The 17,676-nt window shown below is 40.5% G+C and carries 13 protein-coding genes; 4 read left to right on the top strand and 9 right to left on the bottom strand.

The window, feature by feature from the left end:
- Positions 1–1,338 precede the first annotated feature (1,338 nt).
- The 4 genes from hcp to QNN06_RS11815 form a co-directional block, all read right to left on the bottom strand.
- Positions 1,339–2,637, bottom strand: a complete 1,299-nt coding sequence (hcp, locus tag QNN06_RS11830) for a hydroxylamine reductase (protein ID WP_284037918.1) — start codon at positions 2,635–2,637, stop codon at positions 1,339–1,341.
- 160 nt (positions 2,638–2,797) lie between these two features.
- Positions 2,798–3,337 carry a GNAT family N-acetyltransferase gene (locus QNN06_RS11825; protein WP_284037611.1) on the bottom strand — a complete coding sequence of 180 codons (540 nt, stop codon included), beginning with the start codon at positions 3,335–3,337 and terminating at the stop codon, positions 2,798–2,800.
- 258 nt (positions 3,338–3,595) lie between these two features.
- Positions 3,596–4,630 (bottom strand): electron transfer flavoprotein subunit alpha/FixB family protein, encoded by a 1,035-nt coding sequence (locus tag QNN06_RS11820; protein ID WP_284037610.1) that lies wholly within the window; start codon positions 4,628–4,630, stop codon positions 3,596–3,598.
- Positions 4,631–5,458 carry an electron transfer flavoprotein subunit beta/FixA family protein gene (locus tag QNN06_RS11815; RefSeq protein WP_284037609.1) on the bottom strand — a complete coding sequence of 276 codons (828 nt, stop codon included), beginning with the start codon at positions 5,456–5,458 and terminating at the stop codon, positions 4,631–4,633. It abuts the gene before it with no gap.
- A gap of 650 nt (positions 5,459–6,108) precedes the next feature.
- Here QNN06_RS11815 and QNN06_RS11810 point away from each other — a divergent pair.
- The 4 genes from QNN06_RS11810 to katG all read left to right on the top strand — a co-directional run bounded on the left by QNN06_RS11810 (position 6,109) and on the right by katG (position 11,460).
- Positions 6,109–7,539, top strand: coding sequence for a PQQ-dependent sugar dehydrogenase (locus QNN06_RS11810; RefSeq protein ID WP_284037608.1), 1,431 nt, complete (start codon positions 6,109–6,111; stop codon positions 7,537–7,539).
- A 92-nt stretch (positions 7,540–7,631) separates the two neighbouring features.
- On the top strand, positions 7,632–7,763 hold the full coding sequence (locus QNN06_RS11805) for a hypothetical protein (RefSeq protein WP_261363766.1): 132 nt from the start codon (positions 7,632–7,634) through the stop codon (positions 7,761–7,763).
- A 242-nt stretch (positions 7,764–8,005) separates the two neighbouring features.
- A complete protein-coding gene (locus QNN06_RS11800) occupies positions 8,006–8,674 on the top strand; it encodes a TerC family protein (protein WP_284037607.1) in 669 nt (222 codons plus the stop codon).
- Between the two features lie 569 nt (positions 8,675–9,243).
- Complete coding sequence (katG, locus tag QNN06_RS11795; protein ID WP_284037606.1) at positions 9,244–11,460, top strand: catalase/peroxidase HPI; 2,217 nt, start codon at positions 9,244–9,246, stop codon at positions 11,458–11,460.
- Between the two features lie 393 nt (positions 11,461–11,853).
- On the opposite strand, the gene QNN06_RS11790 is transcribed toward katG, so the two are convergent.
- The 5 genes from QNN06_RS11790 to QNN06_RS11770 all read right to left on the bottom strand — a co-directional run bounded on the left by QNN06_RS11790 (position 11,854) and on the right by QNN06_RS11770 (position 17,618).
- The gene (locus QNN06_RS11790) at positions 11,854–12,648 is read right to left on the bottom strand and encodes an XdhC family protein (RefSeq protein ID WP_213116174.1); all 795 of its coding nucleotides are present in this window, start codon (positions 12,646–12,648) and stop codon (positions 11,854–11,856) included.
- Between the two features lie 768 nt (positions 12,649–13,416).
- Positions 13,417–14,286 (bottom strand): FAD binding domain-containing protein, encoded by an 870-nt coding sequence (locus QNN06_RS11785; protein ID WP_284037605.1) that lies wholly within the window; start codon positions 14,284–14,286, stop codon positions 13,417–13,419.
- On the bottom strand, positions 14,271–14,747 hold the full coding sequence (locus QNN06_RS11780; protein ID WP_284037604.1) for a (2Fe-2S)-binding protein: 477 nt from the start codon (positions 14,745–14,747) through the stop codon (positions 14,271–14,273). The genes QNN06_RS11785 and QNN06_RS11780 overlap by 16 nt, the downstream gene beginning before the upstream one ends.
- A 20-nt stretch (positions 14,748–14,767) precedes the next feature.
- A complete protein-coding gene (locus QNN06_RS11775) occupies positions 14,768–16,840 on the bottom strand; it encodes a xanthine dehydrogenase family protein molybdopterin-binding subunit (protein WP_284037603.1) in 2,073 nt (690 codons plus the stop codon).
- 166 nt (positions 16,841–17,006) lie between these two features.
- Positions 17,007–17,618: a nucleotidyltransferase family protein gene (locus tag QNN06_RS11770; protein WP_284037602.1), complete on the bottom strand. Its 612-nt coding sequence runs from the start codon at positions 17,616–17,618 to the stop codon at positions 17,007–17,009.
- Between the last annotated feature and the right edge of the window lie 58 nt (positions 17,619–17,676).

The raw sequence follows: 17,676 nt of genomic DNA, 5'->3' as shown, positions 1-17,676 counted from the left end.
GATCCCAAAAGCTGCAAGTTTTTGTTCGAATTCTCCAGTTCGATTTTCCCAAGGCCACATTATGTGCTGGTTTTCACTTCCTCCGGAAGGATTACTAGTACAAGCGGAAAGTAGCGCTGTCGAAAACAATAGAATAAGAGCTTTCATCAGTATTCGGTTTCTACTATGAATCTCCATGTTCATGCCTCACCTTTCATTTTTGTAGTTTTTACTAGTTCGCACTTAGACCCAGTGCAAGTAGCAAACACCAAACCAGCAAGGTTCCCTAATCGGTATCACCGTCTTCATCATTTACATAAGCAACTCCCCTGTTTCATTGTAATATTCCATACAGATCCCTCAATATTGCCTCCTAGTTCGACTTATACCATAAAAACATTGGGTTATAGATTAGATTTAATTTTCTAAACAGTTTGAAATTTTATACTTAATTAATATATAAACATATATGTATTTTCTGTGTAAAATACTGATCTGCTATATCTATATAAGTGCGAGTTATATTAACTGAGGGTACATCTAGGTTGCCCCCCTTCACAAACAACACCAAAGGCACCCTCAAATTCCTAAAACGGCATATCAAAGGCCAATTCATTTGGGAACGACAAATAACGAGGTCTCCTCTTGAGTACCTCGTTTTTCATAAATTGTTTTGTTATTAAACATGCATTTTTGATTCACTATCTTCCTTTGAATTTTAAAAAACACTTTTCACTTAAAATGTGAATATATTCCTTCTTCTACTCAACATTCAGCCTTCTTCATTGATGTCCTGCAGGGTCACGTGATACCTGGTCAGTGAGCAAAACATGGCAATTTGCGTCCCCAATACTTCAGGTTCAACAGTCTATCAAATTCCTTGGAAATATGATATTTCTCATTAAACTTTTTCAGAATTCCATCTTAAGAGACAAATAAATGTGGCAGCTAAATAGTATTCATAATAAAGGAAGTGGAGAATAATAGTCATATACAAGGAGAAGGAACAACAATTATCATAAAAACAAGGGCATTAACTCTGGTTTTATAAAAAAATTCCCTTTCATAGCGGTTAATTTTAGGATATCTCTATATTTAACCGCTTTAAGGGAATCTGTTTAGGTTCACTTATTCTATTCTTTTTAAAATAGTTCCATAAGAGACAAAAAAAGGCGGTTGTATGCCACCTTTTTTCTCTACCTTTTTGAGAATTTCTGATTTATGTATCTCTCCCCAGCATCTTTTCATCAGCTTCAGCTGGTATTGCTTACCTTTTCTCTGGATAAAGCCTTTTGAAACTGTTCGATGAGTATAGGAACAATCTCAAAGGCATCACCAACAATTCCATAATATAAATTTTTAGGAAAGACTTAACATTGCTTCCATATCTTCTTTTGCTGAGCCGATTAATTTCAAATTAAACGTATCTTGAAGAACATTTAATACACCTTCAGAAATAAATTCAGGCGCTTTTGGCCCAATCCGAATATCCTGAATTCCTAAACTGAAGAGCCCTAATAGAATGGCTACTGCCTTTTGTTCAAACCATGATAATACAATACTGACTGGAAGTTCATTGATTTCGCATTCGAATGCATCTGCTAATGCTTTTGCTATCTTTATAGTAGAAACGGAATTATTACATTGTCCTAAATCAATATAGCGAGGAATATCTGTTCCTGGAACTACCCCATAATCCACGTCATTAAATCTGAACTTGCCGCATGATGTTGTTAAAATAACGGTATCTTGAGGCAATGAAGTGGCCAATTCACGATAATAAATGCCGCCTTGGCCAGGTGCATCACAGCCGGCAATCACAAAGAATCGTTTAATATTGCCGGACTTTACAGCTGCGATTACTTCTGGTGCCAATCCTAAAACGGTTTCATGGTGGAATCCTGTCAGTAAAGTTTCTTCTGAGTCAATCTCTGCTTCCGGTAATTCAAGTGCTCTTTCGATTAGTGGCGTGAAATCTTCGTTAAGGATTTTTTGAACATTCTCAAGACCAGCGACTTCATAGGAAAACATCCGATCAGCATAAGTTCCTTTAATTGGCATGACACAGTTGGTTGTTGCTAAGATGGCACCAGGGAATTTCTCAAAAAGCCTTCGCTGATCATACCATGCCTTTCCAATATTCCCTTTTAAGTGAGAGTATTTCTTTAATGCCGGATAACCATGGGCAGGAAGCATTTCGGAATGTGTGTATATATTGATTCCCCTTCCTTCTGTTTGCTTTAGTAATTCTTCCAAAGCAAATAGATTGTGCCCCGTCACAACGATACTTTTTCCTTCAATTTTATTTTGACTGACACGAATCGGTTCCGGAATTCCCAACCGTTTAGTATGGGCCTCATCAAGCAGCTCCATCACGCGGATGGCGGATTGCCCCACTTTCATGGCCATATCGATATGTTCCTGAACATTAAAGTTTGAATTGGTTAATGTCATATAAAGGGCTTCATGCGTTGTCGCATCAACAAACGGGTCTGTGAAACCAAGTTGGTTTGCATGTGTCCGATAAGCAGCAATCCCCTTTAATCCAAAGATAATTGTGTCTTGTAAACTCGCGATGGTTTCATCTTTTCCGCAAACACCAATCACATTACATCCTCCTGATGGTGTTTGCTCACATTGATAACAGAACATAGACATTTTTTTCACTTTCCTTCTTTCCATTGGTCTAGTTCTAGAATATCCAACAAACCCTATTTTTTTATGTGATATAAATCACAGTTCACTTTTTTGTCAATTGTAAATAGGAAAAAATTCAAGAAACTCTCCTGCTCAAGGAGAGTTTCCGTGTATCTAATACTCAGCTTTCTTCATTTTTGTTTCGTAAAACTGTTATAAAACCATCCAAAATTTCATGGCTAAAAACAAATCCTTTTCGTTTATAAAACTCCAACGCATCATTATTGCCATTCGAAACAAAAATAAAATAATCCTCGACATCCTCAAATTGATGCAGCCAACGCATTGACATTTCGAAAAGTGTTGAGCCAATCCCGTATTTTCTATATTCTTCTTTAATATAAAACTGGGATAGACAACCTACATTTTTTCTAGCAACAGAAAACATATCAAAAAAAGTGGCAAAATCATTGGAATAGACTTCTTTGGGAGAGATGTTCGAGTAAGCATAGCCAATTATCTTATCAGCATCTTTAGCAACCACAATATGATTGTAAATTGCACTTTTCAAAGAAGGAATCATTCGTGTTTCAAAATTCATGGTGTCAAACAATTCAGCTTTAATCTTTGTCTTTGACTTTTGAAAGGCCATAAGTTCATTACATAATTCCCTGCAATCTTCAGCCCTTTCAATAGATAGGATTTCATAATTTAAATTCAATTTTTTCTCCCGCCTTTACTTATCACTATACAAAGTCAGTGCTATACATCAAAAATTATACCATCTACTTCCGTTTCCATTGGCTTTAAAAATATAATGCCTTTGGCAGTTATTAAATTTCAATTCCGTTAGTGATACAAAAACATTTACGGCTGTAAATGAAAAAGAACCCCACTTTATTATGGGATTCTCTTAATAAAAAAGCTAAATTTGTATAGCAAGGCAGATTCCTGCCAGTACCGGCCCGGCACCAATACATCAGCCTTCGCTGGTACTGCTTACCTTCTCTCTGGATAGAGCCTTTTTAAACTGTTCGATTAGTACAGGAACGATTTCAAAGGCATCGCCTACAATTCCATAATGACAGTTTTGGAAAATTGGGGCTTCTTTGTCCTTATTGATGGCAATGATTAACCCGGAATTTTTCATTCCGACGATATGTTGAATCGCACCGGAAATTCCAATCGCAAAATAAATTTTCGGCGTTACCGTCACACCAGTTTGCCCTACTTGATGGGCATGGTCAATCCATCCCGCTTCTACTACATCCCGGCTGGCGCCAACCGCACCTCCTAGCGTTTCCGCCAAATGGTGGATTAACTGGAATCCCTCGTAACTCCCTAATCCTTTTCCACCGGCAACAATGATATCCGCTTCGTCGATTCTTACCTTCTTTAACGTTTCCCTTACAATCTCCAAGACTTTTGTCCGGATATCTTCTTCTTTTAATAGTATTGTTTCTTCAACCACCTTGCCTGTTCTCCCTGGCTGTGGAGGCAGCGCCTTCATGACTTTGGAACGGACTGTCGCCATTTGCGGCCGGTATTTTTTACAAAGAATGGTTGCCATAATATTTCCGCCAAAAGCTGGCCTGCTGGCGAGCAATAACCCTGTTTCCTCTTCCACATCCAGCTCCGTCGTATCGGCTGTCAAACCTGTCGGCAGGTCGGTGGCTACCGCGCTTGCCAGATCTTTTCCAGTCGACGTAGCCCCGAACAGGATAATTTCAGGTTTATGTTTATCGCTGCAATCCAGCAGTGCCTTCATATAAGACTCTGTCCGGTAATGTTTAAAGATAGCTTGGTCATAGACATACACGGTATCTGCCCCGTATTCAAATACAGTGTTTGTTAAATGCTTAACATTTTCTCCGATTATAATACCCGCTAATTCTACTCCCCGTTTATCTGCCAGCTTTCTGCCGGCACCCAATAGTTCAAGGGATACAGAAGCAACCACTCCATCTTTTTGTTCTATGAACACCCAAACACCTTTGTAATCTTGGAAATCCAATTACACTTCCCCCTTTGTTTCAAAGAGTTCTTTCTTTTCAAAAAGGACAGAGAGCAATTGCTCTACCTGTGCCGCTGGACTGCCTTCAAAGAACGTTCCCCCTGCCGGTTTTTGCGGAGCCCATACCTTGGAGACAATCGTTGGCGAGCCCTTTAAACCAAGCTGCTTAATATCTACATCCTCCAGGTCATCAACCGACCAGATATGGGGTTTATATCTGGCAGCCTTTAGCATGTTTGGAAGCGGAGAGTATGGCACTTCATTGATTGTTTTCTCAACAGAAAACAAGCACGGCAAGGTCGACTTTACGACTTCATAGCCTTCCTCTAACTTGCGATGGACAATGGCAGTTCCTTCTTCTTGATTGATTTCCTCCACCTTGTTCACCGAAGTCAGCGGTGGAATATCGAGCCTTCTTGCTATTCCAGGTCCGACTTGCCCGGTATCTCCATCGATGGACATTTTTCCGCAGATAATTAAATCTACTGGCTTTATTTTTGCAATCTTTTCAATCGCTTTTGTCACAGCATAGCTTGTTGCCAATGTATCTGCCCCGGCAAACCGTCGGTCCGTAATTAAATAACCCTCGTCGGCGCCTATTTCAATGCACGTTTTAATCGCGTTAACAGCAGGAGGTGGCCCCATCGTCACAACAGAAACATGTCCTCCATATCTATTCTTTATTCGAACCGCCTCTTCAACAGCATGGGCGTCATACGGATTCAAGATCGCAGGCGCTGTCCGTCGGTCCATCGTGTTTGTTTTTGGATTCATCTTGATAATTTTGGTGTCAGGCACTTGCTTGATACAAGCTACAATGTGCAGCATTTAATCCCTCCTTTTATTGTAAAAGCAAATGGCAGGGCCATTAATTAACCTTCTATATGAATCTCTCGGTTCTAAAAAGCTTTTCACCCGTTACCATTACTTTATTAACAGAGATGTCCTAACATTCGAATTTTCGGATAAATATCTTATTAATCCTCGCTGATTTTTGGATGCCAGGATGTCATGCCAATTTCAGAGCATTAAATATTCTCCAATTCAAAGAAACGGCAGGAGAAATCCATCTCCTGCCAAGCTATAAATATTTATTTGCTGTTTTCGTAATTATTGTAGAAAAGATCCCATTAAACAAGACTCCTTCTTCTATTCTTTACAAAATAAAAGCATTTATCATTCATTTATTCTTATTCTTTTGGTTTGACTTTTTGGAATTATTATTTTTATTATTGCTATTTTTAGATGTTGCATTGTTCTGCTTTTTGTTGTTGTTCGATTTTTTTGCCAACATTGTCACCCTTTCGAAACATTTGTCTTGGAGCGTAATATAGAATATTCATGTCCAGAAAAAAATTTCAACAGGGGGCAAAAAAAGGCGGTCTGCCGCCTTTTTTGGTCTGCCCTAATTTGGTACTAATAGACCAGTTCTAATCATATTTTTATACAAGAAAACCAGGAGAGGAGTGTATAGTTAGGTGAAAAAAGTGAAGGTTAATTTACTGCCCATTGTTAATAAGATAAATTTACCCACCGTCTTGAAAACAGCTATACTTCCGGGTGACTCAATGGAAAGATTATTTATTGCCACCCAGGTAGGAGAGATCATATACATAGGAAACGGTAGTTTACGGACTTTTTTAGATATACGCCCGCAAATCATAAAGCTAGGAACTTCTGAACCAGGTGTTTCTCGAGGTGGTTATGATGAACGGGGCTTGGTCGGGTTAGCGTTTCATCCCCAATTTTATTATAACGGTCTGTTTTATCTTCATTATTCAGTAGCTGGAACACAAGGTCCGGGTGCACTTTCTAAACATTTTAACCCTAACCCGTGTGATCCCGAAACTTTAAATCTAAGGTGGACAAATAGAGAAACTCAATATGATCATATTGATACAGTGGAAGAATGGATTTTACAATCGAATGGCCGGCCTCAAAAACGACGGACGTTACTTAACTTAAGAAGACCATTTTTCAATCATAATGGTGTCAATAGCTTAAACTTCTCACCTGAAACAGGAAAACTTGTATTAACAACCGGAGATGGCGGCGCAGGATATGATCCGTTTAATTTAAGTCAAGATAATATGGAAATAGCCGGTAAAATAATTGAAATTGACGTCGCTAAGGATACATTTATCTTAAATCCACCAGTAGTCACACGTTTTGATGAACTTGCCGTACCTATTCAGCAAACACTTACGGTCATTGTCAAAGGAGTTCGCAATATTCCAGGCATTTCATTTCAAAGGTTTTATAATCAATATATTAAATATGTTGGAAATGTCGGTCAGGATTTTGCAGAGTCGATTTTTTCATTCGCTCATTATAAACCAATACCGGTTACGCAGCTTATTCAAGCTTCCTTAAGAAATATCGAACCTGACCAAGGAGGATTGATTAACCTTGGCTGGCGAGGGTGGGAAGGTGTTTTTCCTACTTCGATTATTCGCAGCTGCTCAGGAAATCCAACAATAGATGAAAAAACAATTGCTTATTACAATGAAGCAGTAACCACTTCAGTGAGGCGTCTTCCGCCTCTAACTAGTTATTACCATAAAGATCCTCGCCCCGATAAGTTTGGAGGAACTGCCCTTACAGGAGTGCAAGCCTATATGGGAAATGCAATCCCAAATTTAACGGGAAGCGTTGTGTTTACCGACCTTGCCCGAAATGAAGAATCCGGGCCGCCAGTTAGAGGGGTTTTAGCTTATACCAGAGTAAGAACAGACGGTAAACTGAATGATTTTAGTGTTATTGAAGCCGATTATAATTTTGAGTCTCAATCAGCTTATTATGTTAGTTTAGGGACGAATCTGGATCAAACCAGACTATATTTAGGGGTTAATAGCTCTATGAAAGTCACTGATTTTAACCAAGGTAGTGTTTTTGAAATTGTTCCGTGATTCAAGGTTATGCGGAATCTTAGCTCTTACAGACTTGTTAAACATAAATGTTTGGAATTTGAACAGAATAAAGATTTGGAGGTGATAAAAAAATGGATGAAAATACAAAGATATACCCGAATGTAAAATTAGGCGGACAAAAGTCGAATGAAAAAGGTGAAGGTGATTCTAACCATAAGCGATATGACTATCCGGATAAAGACGAAATAAAAGGAAAGAAATAAGTAATTGTATAACAAGGTTGTACATTTAATTTTTTAAAGATAAACTTCATCTTATACAATAATAACCCAGCTGTTGCAGGGTTATTTTTTGTTTAACCGTTGTCCATATATTTCAAAAAATAGATTTGGCAAAACTTTTCCATATTTAGTTCATAATGTTTTCTACCTAAATCAAAAAAGATATGATATATCAATATTATAGATGTTCAAAAAAATACATAAACACGGGGGAATCATAAGACATGACGGTTCTACAAATTTTAAGTTTAATAGGAATCGATATTTTGTTATCGGGTGATAATGCGGTAGTTATCGCATTAGCTGCCAGCAAAGTGCCACCTCATATGAGAAATCGAGCCATTTTCGGAGGAACATTAATGGCTATTGTTTTAAGGATTGTTGCAGCAACTGTTTTAATTCAGTTTCTAGATTTACCATTCGTGCAATTAGTTGGCGGTTTAATCTTGTTGCGGATCAGTTATAATTTAATCGCACAAAAAGAAGAAGATGACCCGAATATCAAACCATCAGATAAAGTTTGGGGTGCAATCAAAACGATTGCGATTGCCGATTTCGCCATGTCTATTGATAATGTTATTGCGTTATCAAGCGTTGCAGAAGGAATTCTGCCGATTGCTGTTGGAATTGCCATCTCGATCCCAATCATTATTTTTGGCAGCAAATTATTAACGAGCTTAATGGAGAGATATCCAATCATCGTTTATGCCGGTGCAGGATTATTAACCTATGCTGCCGGTAAAATGATGGTTGAAGATAAAGGTTTAGAAAAGTTCCACATCTTAATTCCGGATTCACTTCATTTAGTTGTTCCAATTGCGATGGCGATCATTTTGGTGGTAGCAGTGTTTGTAAAGAACAACATGGCAAAAGAAGCAAAAGCCACAATATAATCTTGAAAAAGCACCGTTCACATCGGTGCTTTTTCGATGCTATTACTTGCCTAATATCATTCCATTTCATTATAATGGTAATATAGGAAAATATATAATTTCATAAAACCCTTTTATTCAATGTAATTATCACTGAAATGATTCTTCTAAGAGCTCTTTTACATTCTCATTTACAATTATTATTTTCATTCTCCTCTACTTTTTTTAGAACAGCTAATATAATAGTCCGGGTGCCCTGGATCATGAATTTAGTATTTCTCAAATATTTAATTTTTCCTCTTTGTCATGTATTTCACAACCCTAACTCAGATTTTACTTACATTACCTATGAAACTTCAATATTTAGTATTCCTTTTCAAAATTTATGATTGGTTTATTGTTGCTATTATATGTTTTTCCTCCTTCACTAAATTTATTTCGAAATTTTCTTTCAATTATATTTATTATTTGCTTTCAATTTGTTTCATAATTTATTATAATGACTACATAATAATTATTATAATTCTAGTTTAAAACTAGATATATAATTATAATACTTCTAAACTTATACAAAAGGAGAGATTAATAACATGGATGCTAAAAACAATGGAACTATCCAGGGATGCCCTTTTCACGGCGGGGCTACAAGTGTCAAATCAAGTGGTACGTCAACTCGAGACTGGTGGCCAAACGCGTTAAACTTGAATATTCTCCATCAGCATGACAGAAAATCTAACCCAATGGGTGAAGAATTTGATTATGTAGAAGAATTTAATAAATTAGACTACGCTGCTCTTAAGCAGGATCTTCAGACCCTAATGACAGACAGTCAAGATTGGTGGCCTGCTGACTATGGAAATTATGGTCCTTTCTTTATCCGTATGGCTTGGCACTCAGCAGGTTCTTATCGTACTGGTGACGGCCGTGGTGGCGGCGGCACTGGCAACCAGCGTTTTGCTCCGCTGAACAGCTGGCCAGACAACGGTAACCTTGATAAGGCACGTCGCCTGCTATGGCCAATTAAGCAGAAGTATGGGAACAAGATTTCTTGGGGCGACTTGATGATTCTAGCAGGTAATGTCGCGATTGAATCAATGGGCGGCAAGACATTTGGTTTTGGAGGCGGCCGCGCAGATATTTGGCATCCAGAAGAAGATATTTATTGGGGTAATGAAAAGGAATGGCTAGGTGATAATCGTTACACAGGCGAACGTGATCTTGAGAATCCACTTGCTGCTGTTCAAATGGGACTTATCTATGTTAACCCAGAAGGTCCAAATGGCAAACCAGATCCGCTTGCTTCGGCTCACGACATTCGCGAAACCTTTGCACGTATGGGAATGAACGACGAAGAAACAGTAGCACTAATTGCTGGCGGACATACTTTTGGTAAGGCACATGGTGCAGGAGATGCATCCCATGTTGGTCCTGAGCCAGAAGCTGCTCCTATTGAAGCGCAAGGTTTAGGCTGGTTAAGTACATACGGCAGCGGTAAAGGCCGTGACACCATCACCAGCGGTCTTGAAGGTTCTTGGACTGCTAACCCAACACAGTGGGATAATGGTTACTTTGATTTATTGTTTGGATATACTTGGTGGCTTACAAAGAGTCCTGCCGGTGCCTACCAGTGGCTTGCTGTAGATCCTGCCGAGGAACACCTTGCTCCGGATGCAGAGGATTCATCCAAGCGCGTTCCGACAGTGATGTTCACTTCAGATATGGCATTGCGTTATGATCCAATCTATGAAAAAATTTCTCGTCGTTTCCATGAGAATCCAGCAGAGTTTGCAGAGGCATTTGCTCGTGCTTGGTTCAAACTAACACACCGTGACATGGGTCCTGCTTCAAGATATCTAGGCCCGGAAGTTCCAGAAGAAGAGCTTATCTGGCAAGATCCTGTACCAGCTGGTAATTATGAATTAACAGATGCTGATGTGGCCGAGATTAAAGCAAAAATCTTAGACTCAGGACTTACAATCAGCAAGCTCGTAACAACTGCTTGGGCTTCTGCTAGTACCTACCGTGGTTCAGACCATCGCGGCGGTGCAAACGGTGCCCGTATCCGTCTTGCTCCACAGAGGGATTGGGAAGTGAATCAGCCGGAACAACTTGCACAAGTGCTACAAGTACTTGAAGGCATTCAAAAAGAGTTAGATAAGCCAGTCAGCTTGGCCGATTTGATTGTATTAGGCGGTAGTGCCGCAATCGAAAAAGCTGCACAAGATGCAGGCTTTGATGTAACGGTTCCTTTTGCTCCGGGACGCGGCGATGCAACACAAGAGCAAACGGATGTAGAAAGTTTTGCGGTACTAGAGCCTATCGCTGATGGTTTCCGCAACTATCAGAAGGGACATTTTACTGTAAGTCCTGAAGAGCTTCTAGTAGACAAGGCACAACTACTAAACCTTACTGCACCAGAAATGACTGCCCTGATTGGCGGTTTGCGTGTTCTGGGTACAAACCATGGCGGCACACAGCACGGTGTGTTCACTAATCGTGTAGGCCAACTTACGAATGACTTCTTTGTTAACTTGCTTGATATGGGAGTGCAGTGGAAGCCTGTAGGAGCCAACGCCTATGAAGGACGTGATCGTAAAACAGGTGAAGTAATCCGTACTGCAACTAGAGTGGACCTAGTGTTTGGCTCAAACTCCGTTCTACGTGCTATTGCTGAAGTTTATGCTCAAGATGATAACAAGGCAAAGTTTGTGAATGACTTTGTCGCTGCCTGGGTTAAGGTCATGAATGCAGATCGCTACGATCTTAAGTCGGCTGAGCTTAAGAAAGGTCAATTAGCAGCGAAGTAAGTTTATAAAGTAAAGAAACCGCCGTCACACTGACGGCGGTTTCTTTAGGATGTTATTACAGAATGTTGATTTCACTGTGTTTGAAAAATAAACGGAAAACTTCCGTTTATATTGGGAGATACCCATATTTCCTTTAAAATGAAGGAAGATTTTCCGTTTATATGATCCAAATCTTTAAATTTTGTCTTATTTAGAGAAGTTAATCGGAATTTCTCCGCCTATATCTGCTTCTTAAGCTTCCTCTATATACATTAGCCGGAAATTCTCCGCCTATGATTCTCATACCTTCATGAAAATCAAAAATTAATTACAGAGCCTTTTGTTAAAAAAATACTTATTTGAGGTACTGCGCTGGAATCGAACCCACCCCACATAAAATTCCTATACATCACTTTATCTATTTAATTGTTTCACTTTAATAGGCTTCGTTTCCTTACTCACTTTAATGATTTCCCCGATAATACTTATGGCAATTTCTTGTGTTGTTTCCGAGCTAATATCCAATCCGATTGGAGAAGAAACTCGCTCCAAAAGTTCTTCGCTCATCCCTTCACTTTTTAATTTTTGAAGTATGGTGATGGTTTTACGCTTGCTGGCAACCATGCCAACATACGCAATCGGATATTGCAGTGCCGTTTTTAATACAATATCATCGCCATCTTTAGTCACAATCACGACATAAGACTTTTCATTTGGGTTAGCTTCTCGCAAAGCTTCTCCTATATCTTCATTCACAAAAATGTTGGTGGCATTGGGAAAGCGTTCCTTTGTTGCATAACCAACCCGATCATCCACTACGCTGTAAGGAATTTCAAGGAAGTCTGCGAGCTTTGACAGCGCATGCGCCAGATGTCCGGCTCCCGCCAAAATGAGTTCAGGCCTGCTTTGATAAACTTCAATAAACACCCGCAACGTTCCGCCGCAACTCATTTGAATTCCATCTTTTGCATGTCTGTTCAATTTGTATTCAACAATTTTCGATTGACCTTTTTCGAGAGCCTTTACACTCTCCTCGATAATGTAGTGTTCGGCCAATCCCCCTCCGACAGTACCTTCAATCGAACCATCACGGTATACAATCATTTTTCCGACGTGCCTGGGTGTTGAGCCTTTTGATTCAATGATCATAGCTAGTGCAAAGGTTTCGTTTTGACGGTTCAACTTGGCCACTTTTTCCATCAATAGCATGAGTAGCTCCCCCCTTTATTGAAAGGCTATTTTCTAAAAGATTATTGTTTTTTCCTAATTAATGTATAACCGAAAAAGAATTCCTATTTGCTTTTCTAAACGACGAATGGAATGGAAAAATTCTGTGTCTTGGGCGCATAGGGCCTTTCTATGTGGTCGAACTCTTCTTTAAATCACTGGTTCGGGCGCATAGGCCCTTTCTATACGACTGAACTTTTCTTTAAATCACTAGCTCTGGCGCATAGGCCCTTTCTATGCGACCGAATGCTTCTTTAGATCACTGAATCGGGCACATAGAGCCTTTCTATGCGACCGAATGCTTCTTTAGATCACTGGTTCGGGCGTATAGAGCCTTTCGATGTGACCGAATGCTTCTCAAGATCACTGGTTCGGGCACATAGAGCCTTTCTATGCGACCGAATGCCTCTTTAGATCACTGGTTCGGGCGCATAGAGCCTTTCTATGCGATCGAATGCTTCTTTAAATCACTGGTTCGGGCACATAGATCTTTTCTATGCGACCGAATGCCTCTTTAGATCACTGGTTCGGGCGCATAGAGCCTTTCTATGTGACCAAATGCTTCTTCAGATCACTGGTTCGGGCGCATAGAGCCTTTCTATGTGACCGAATGCTTCTTTAGATTACTGGTTCGGTCGCATAGAGCCTTTCTATGCGACCGAATGCCTCTTTAGATCACTGCTTTTATGCGACCGAACCCTTCCAGTCGCATTCGACCTTTAACCGCTTCCGTATACTCTATTGAAAAAATTAATTCGGTTGATATTGCTTCGAACTTAGAAAATATCTTAATAGATTTAAAGCTACTTTTTTTCTATATAAAGCAGTGGAGCGCTGATCGTCTATTGGCTTAATGATCTTATCGAAGGCTGCGACAACATCAGCGATGTCTGTATCTGCTAATGGTATGGGTTTTCCAAGCAACTTCTTCTCAATATCAACGGAACGGACCATCGTAGGGCCGACCGTCCCGAAGGCAAAGCGAACATCTTCAATTCGGGCATCATTGATCCGGATAAGTCCTGCAAACCCCACTTTAGCAATGGCATCTGCGTTGCGGTTGCCCACCTTCTCAAAAACAACATGTGAACCTTCTTCGAGTACGGATGGCAAGATAATTTCCGTCAAAATTTCATTGTGTTGACGGCCAACCTTACGTACCCCTTGTATAAAATCGCTAATCGCTACTACCCGATCACCATTAACGGACCGCAGCAAAAGCTTGGCGTTGTATACATATAATAATGGCAGTGTGTCACCAGCCGGAGAAGCGTTGCAAATATTTCCTCCCAACGTCCCCCTGTTTCGAATCGCCGGTGCTGCAATCGTTTTAATTGCGTTCTTTAAGGGAAGAGGGATTAACGGGTGTTCAAGTAATTCACTATAGGTGCAGCAGGCACCGATGTGGAGATCCTTTTGATTTTGATATACCCGCTTTAGTTCAGATAGATGATCAATAAAAATTACTGGGTTCGGGATTTTCGGAGGGACTCCCCTTCGACTTTTGTGAAGAACCATGACATCGGTGCCTCCGGCAATAATGGAACAGTTTTCTTTATTCAATTGGCTCAACGTTTGGTCTAAACGATCGAAGCGATATGTGGTTATTTTTTCTGCCATAAGCCGTCCCCTTTTTTCGCTGCTAGGATGATCGCATCCACAATCATATTGTAGCCCGTACACCGGCACAGATTTCCGGAAATCCCTTCCCGAATTTCAGCCTCCGAAGGATGAGGGTTTTTGGATAATAAAGCGGCACTGGCCATGACCATCCCTGGAATGCAGTAACCGCATTGCACGCCTCCGGCACTGGAATAGCTCTCATCTAAAATCTTAAATTGTTCTGTATTCATAATCCCCTCTATCGTTACTATATCAGCTCCATCAATCGAACCAATTGGAATAAGGCAGCTGTTTTGCAGAAGATTATTGACAAACACGCTGCAGGCTCCGCATTCTCCTTCACCGCAGCCTTCCTTTGTTCCGATTAACGCAAACTCATTTCTAATAAAATCTAGTAATCTTGCTGTGGGAGGAGCATCCGTTTCTACCAATCTTCCATTAAGCGTAAATTTTATCAACCTTGTTCACCTGCTCTCATTCATAGACTTTCGATTATGACTTCCGGTGTAATGGGAATTTGCTGAAAAGACGTTTGCAGTGCATCCTCGATCGCCGCTTGAACCGCTGGAGCGCCGCCGATTAACGTCAATTCTCCTGCACCCTTCGCCCCGTACGGACCATCTGCATAAGGATTATCAAAGACCTTACTTTCGATAGAAACCACGTCCATGGAAGTCGGCGGTCCATAATCCGAAATGCTTTTTTGTTGGATTCTTCCTTCCTTTGACGTCATCTTTTCTAAATACCCGTACGCTAACCCTTGAGCCAAGCCGCCGTCAATTTGGCCTTTCATAATCCGGTCATCGATGACCTTACCCACTTCATAATTGCCGTATACTTTTTCCAGCTTTACATTTCCTGTTAACGTATCCACTTCCACTTCTACGATATTAACGCCCCAGGAATAAGCCGGGTAGGCATCCCCCGTAAAGGTCTTCTCATCCCACGGGATCATTTCACGGTGAACATAGTTCTCCACCACTTCCTGCTCCACCCCGGTTTGCCACTGCGCCTTCAGCTTTTTGGCTGCGCGTTCAAGCAATTTCCCGACAATCATGGTCGTCCGGGAGGCTACAGTTGGACCGGAGTCAGGAACCTCTTTTGTATCGGGGTCAGGGTACAAAACTCTGTCAAACGGGAGATCGAGTGCTTGGGCCACAATTTTACTCAGCGTTGTATAAATTCCTTGTCCCATATCAGAATTGGAGATCTTTAGTATAACGTTGTCATCCTTTGATTTAACCAGCTTGACTGTTGCTTTAATATGATCTCTTTCCCCGCTGCCTGTAAATCCGCAGCCGTGGAGGAACAGCGAAGTTCCGATGCCTTTTTTATAGCGCAGATTTTGTTGATTGAAACGCTGGAACTCCCCTTTTTTCTTTTTAAAATCTGACTCATTAAGCAAATCCTCAATCATGTCTTCCATTAAGATTGGGTCGCGGAATTGGCCTTTGGTAATGGTGGGGTCTCCTTGTTTGACGAGGTATTTTCGTTTATAGTCAAGTGGGTCTAGTTTTGATAGTTTACTAATATGGCCGATATGACTTTCAATTCCAGCAAAACTTTGTGGAGCACCAAAGCCTCTAAAGGCACCGTTCGGAACCGTATTGGTTTTTAAGACATAACCTTTTGCATGAAAATGTGGAATTTTATAAACGCCTGCGCTGTTTAATAAGGCACGCTGCAGCACGACTGAGCTTAATCCAGCATTTGCTCCTCCATCAAGAAATACATCCACACACATGCTCAAAATATTTCCTTCTTCATCAATAGCCGTTCGATATTTGAATTTGGCTGGATGCCTTTTCGTCGTTACCACCATATCTTCAGAGCGGTCGAACACAAGCATCACCGATTTCTTGACGGCATTTGCCGCAACCGCGACGTGACACGCCATCATCGAAGGAAATTCTTCTTTGCCGCCAAAACCTCCGCCGGTAGGGCTTTGAACCACCCTGACTTCATCAGCACCGCAGGCTAAAGCGCTTATTAACGCAGTTTTTATATAATAAAGGCATTGCATCGAGCCCTGGACAACAATTTCATCATCCTTATAGATGCCGAGCATTCCTTGCGGCTCTAAGTAGACATGCTCCTGATAACCCGTTGAATATTCTTCTTCAATGATTTTGTGGGCTCCCTGCTCGATCGTTCTAATCGCCTCTAAGCTTTCTCCAAATTCATAGCTTGCCATGGTAACCCCGGGTGCTGATTTTTGTTTGATGGCATCATCCAATGTGTAAATAGCCTGATGTTCTTCAAATTCAATCTTCACTTCATTTAGCAAACGGTACAGGATATCCAGCTCTTTTCCAACGAGCATAAGAATCGGTTCCCCAATATAATTAACCCACTCATTGGCAAATATGGGCTGATCTTCTTGAATAATTTTCACAATATTTGGACCGGGGATCTGCTCTGCCCCAACCGCTTCATACCCTTCAGGAAAGTTTGGCAATTGAATGGATTTGATTTTTCCATAAGCAATGGGCGAACGAACCAAAACGCCATAAACCATGTTTTCCACTTTCACATCACTAATATAAGCCAACTGGCCCGACACTTTACCCCTATGGTCCTTTTTGGGCACTGCGGTGCTTATGTCTTTGAGACTCATTACATACAACAACACCCTTCGACTCATTATTTATTAATAGAAACCTCTTCCTACAATTTTATAAATAAGAATGATATTTTATGATTCATTTTTGCCCCCATTACGTTGTATAAGCCATTTTAGTTTTAAAATAATCCATGGCTTCTTGGTAATCCTCCGGCGTATCGACATCCATTAAAACACCCGGATCATTTACATTCAGATAATTCTTATCGAAATTGGCGAGGACCATCCGTAAATTGCTTTTTGGATCGGTTTCAAGAATTTTCCCTTTCACATCACTTGATAATTTAATAGGGTGACCACCTTTATAATTAAAGCTGGGAATAACTACATCCCCTTTGTGTTTTGCAATTAGATGAACGGTCTCTTTTTTAACAAGCGGACAATCTCCCGGGGTTAGTAAGATGGTTTGGGCATTTACTTCAGAGCAGCCCTTTTGGATGGAACTAAACATTCCTTGGTTAAAGTTTTCATTATAAACAAACTTCATCTCAAATGAATAGGTATTTTTACAGCTGATTTTTACTATTTCCTCCAGGATGATTTCCGCCTGAAACCCCGCTACAACGATAGCCCTGCTAATTATTCCTTCAAATTTAGAAATCGTTTGCTCCAATACGGTCATATGCCCTAGTGGCAGAGTCATTTTATAGGCATTCGCCCGGCTGGAATATCCAGCTGCTAGGATGATAGCTTCTATATTGGTCACCTCCTAGAATAAAACGTAAAGGATCACAAAAATGAACAGTGATCCTTCGGATTTATTT

This window comes from Neobacillus sp. 114 (assembly GCF_030127045.1).
Taxonomy (GTDB): domain Bacteria; phylum Bacillota; class Bacilli; order Bacillales; family Cytobacillaceae; genus Neobacillus; species Neobacillus rhizophilus.
The sequence above is the reverse complement of the archived record's forward strand: the minus strand, read 5'-3'. Positions and strand labels throughout refer to the sequence as shown.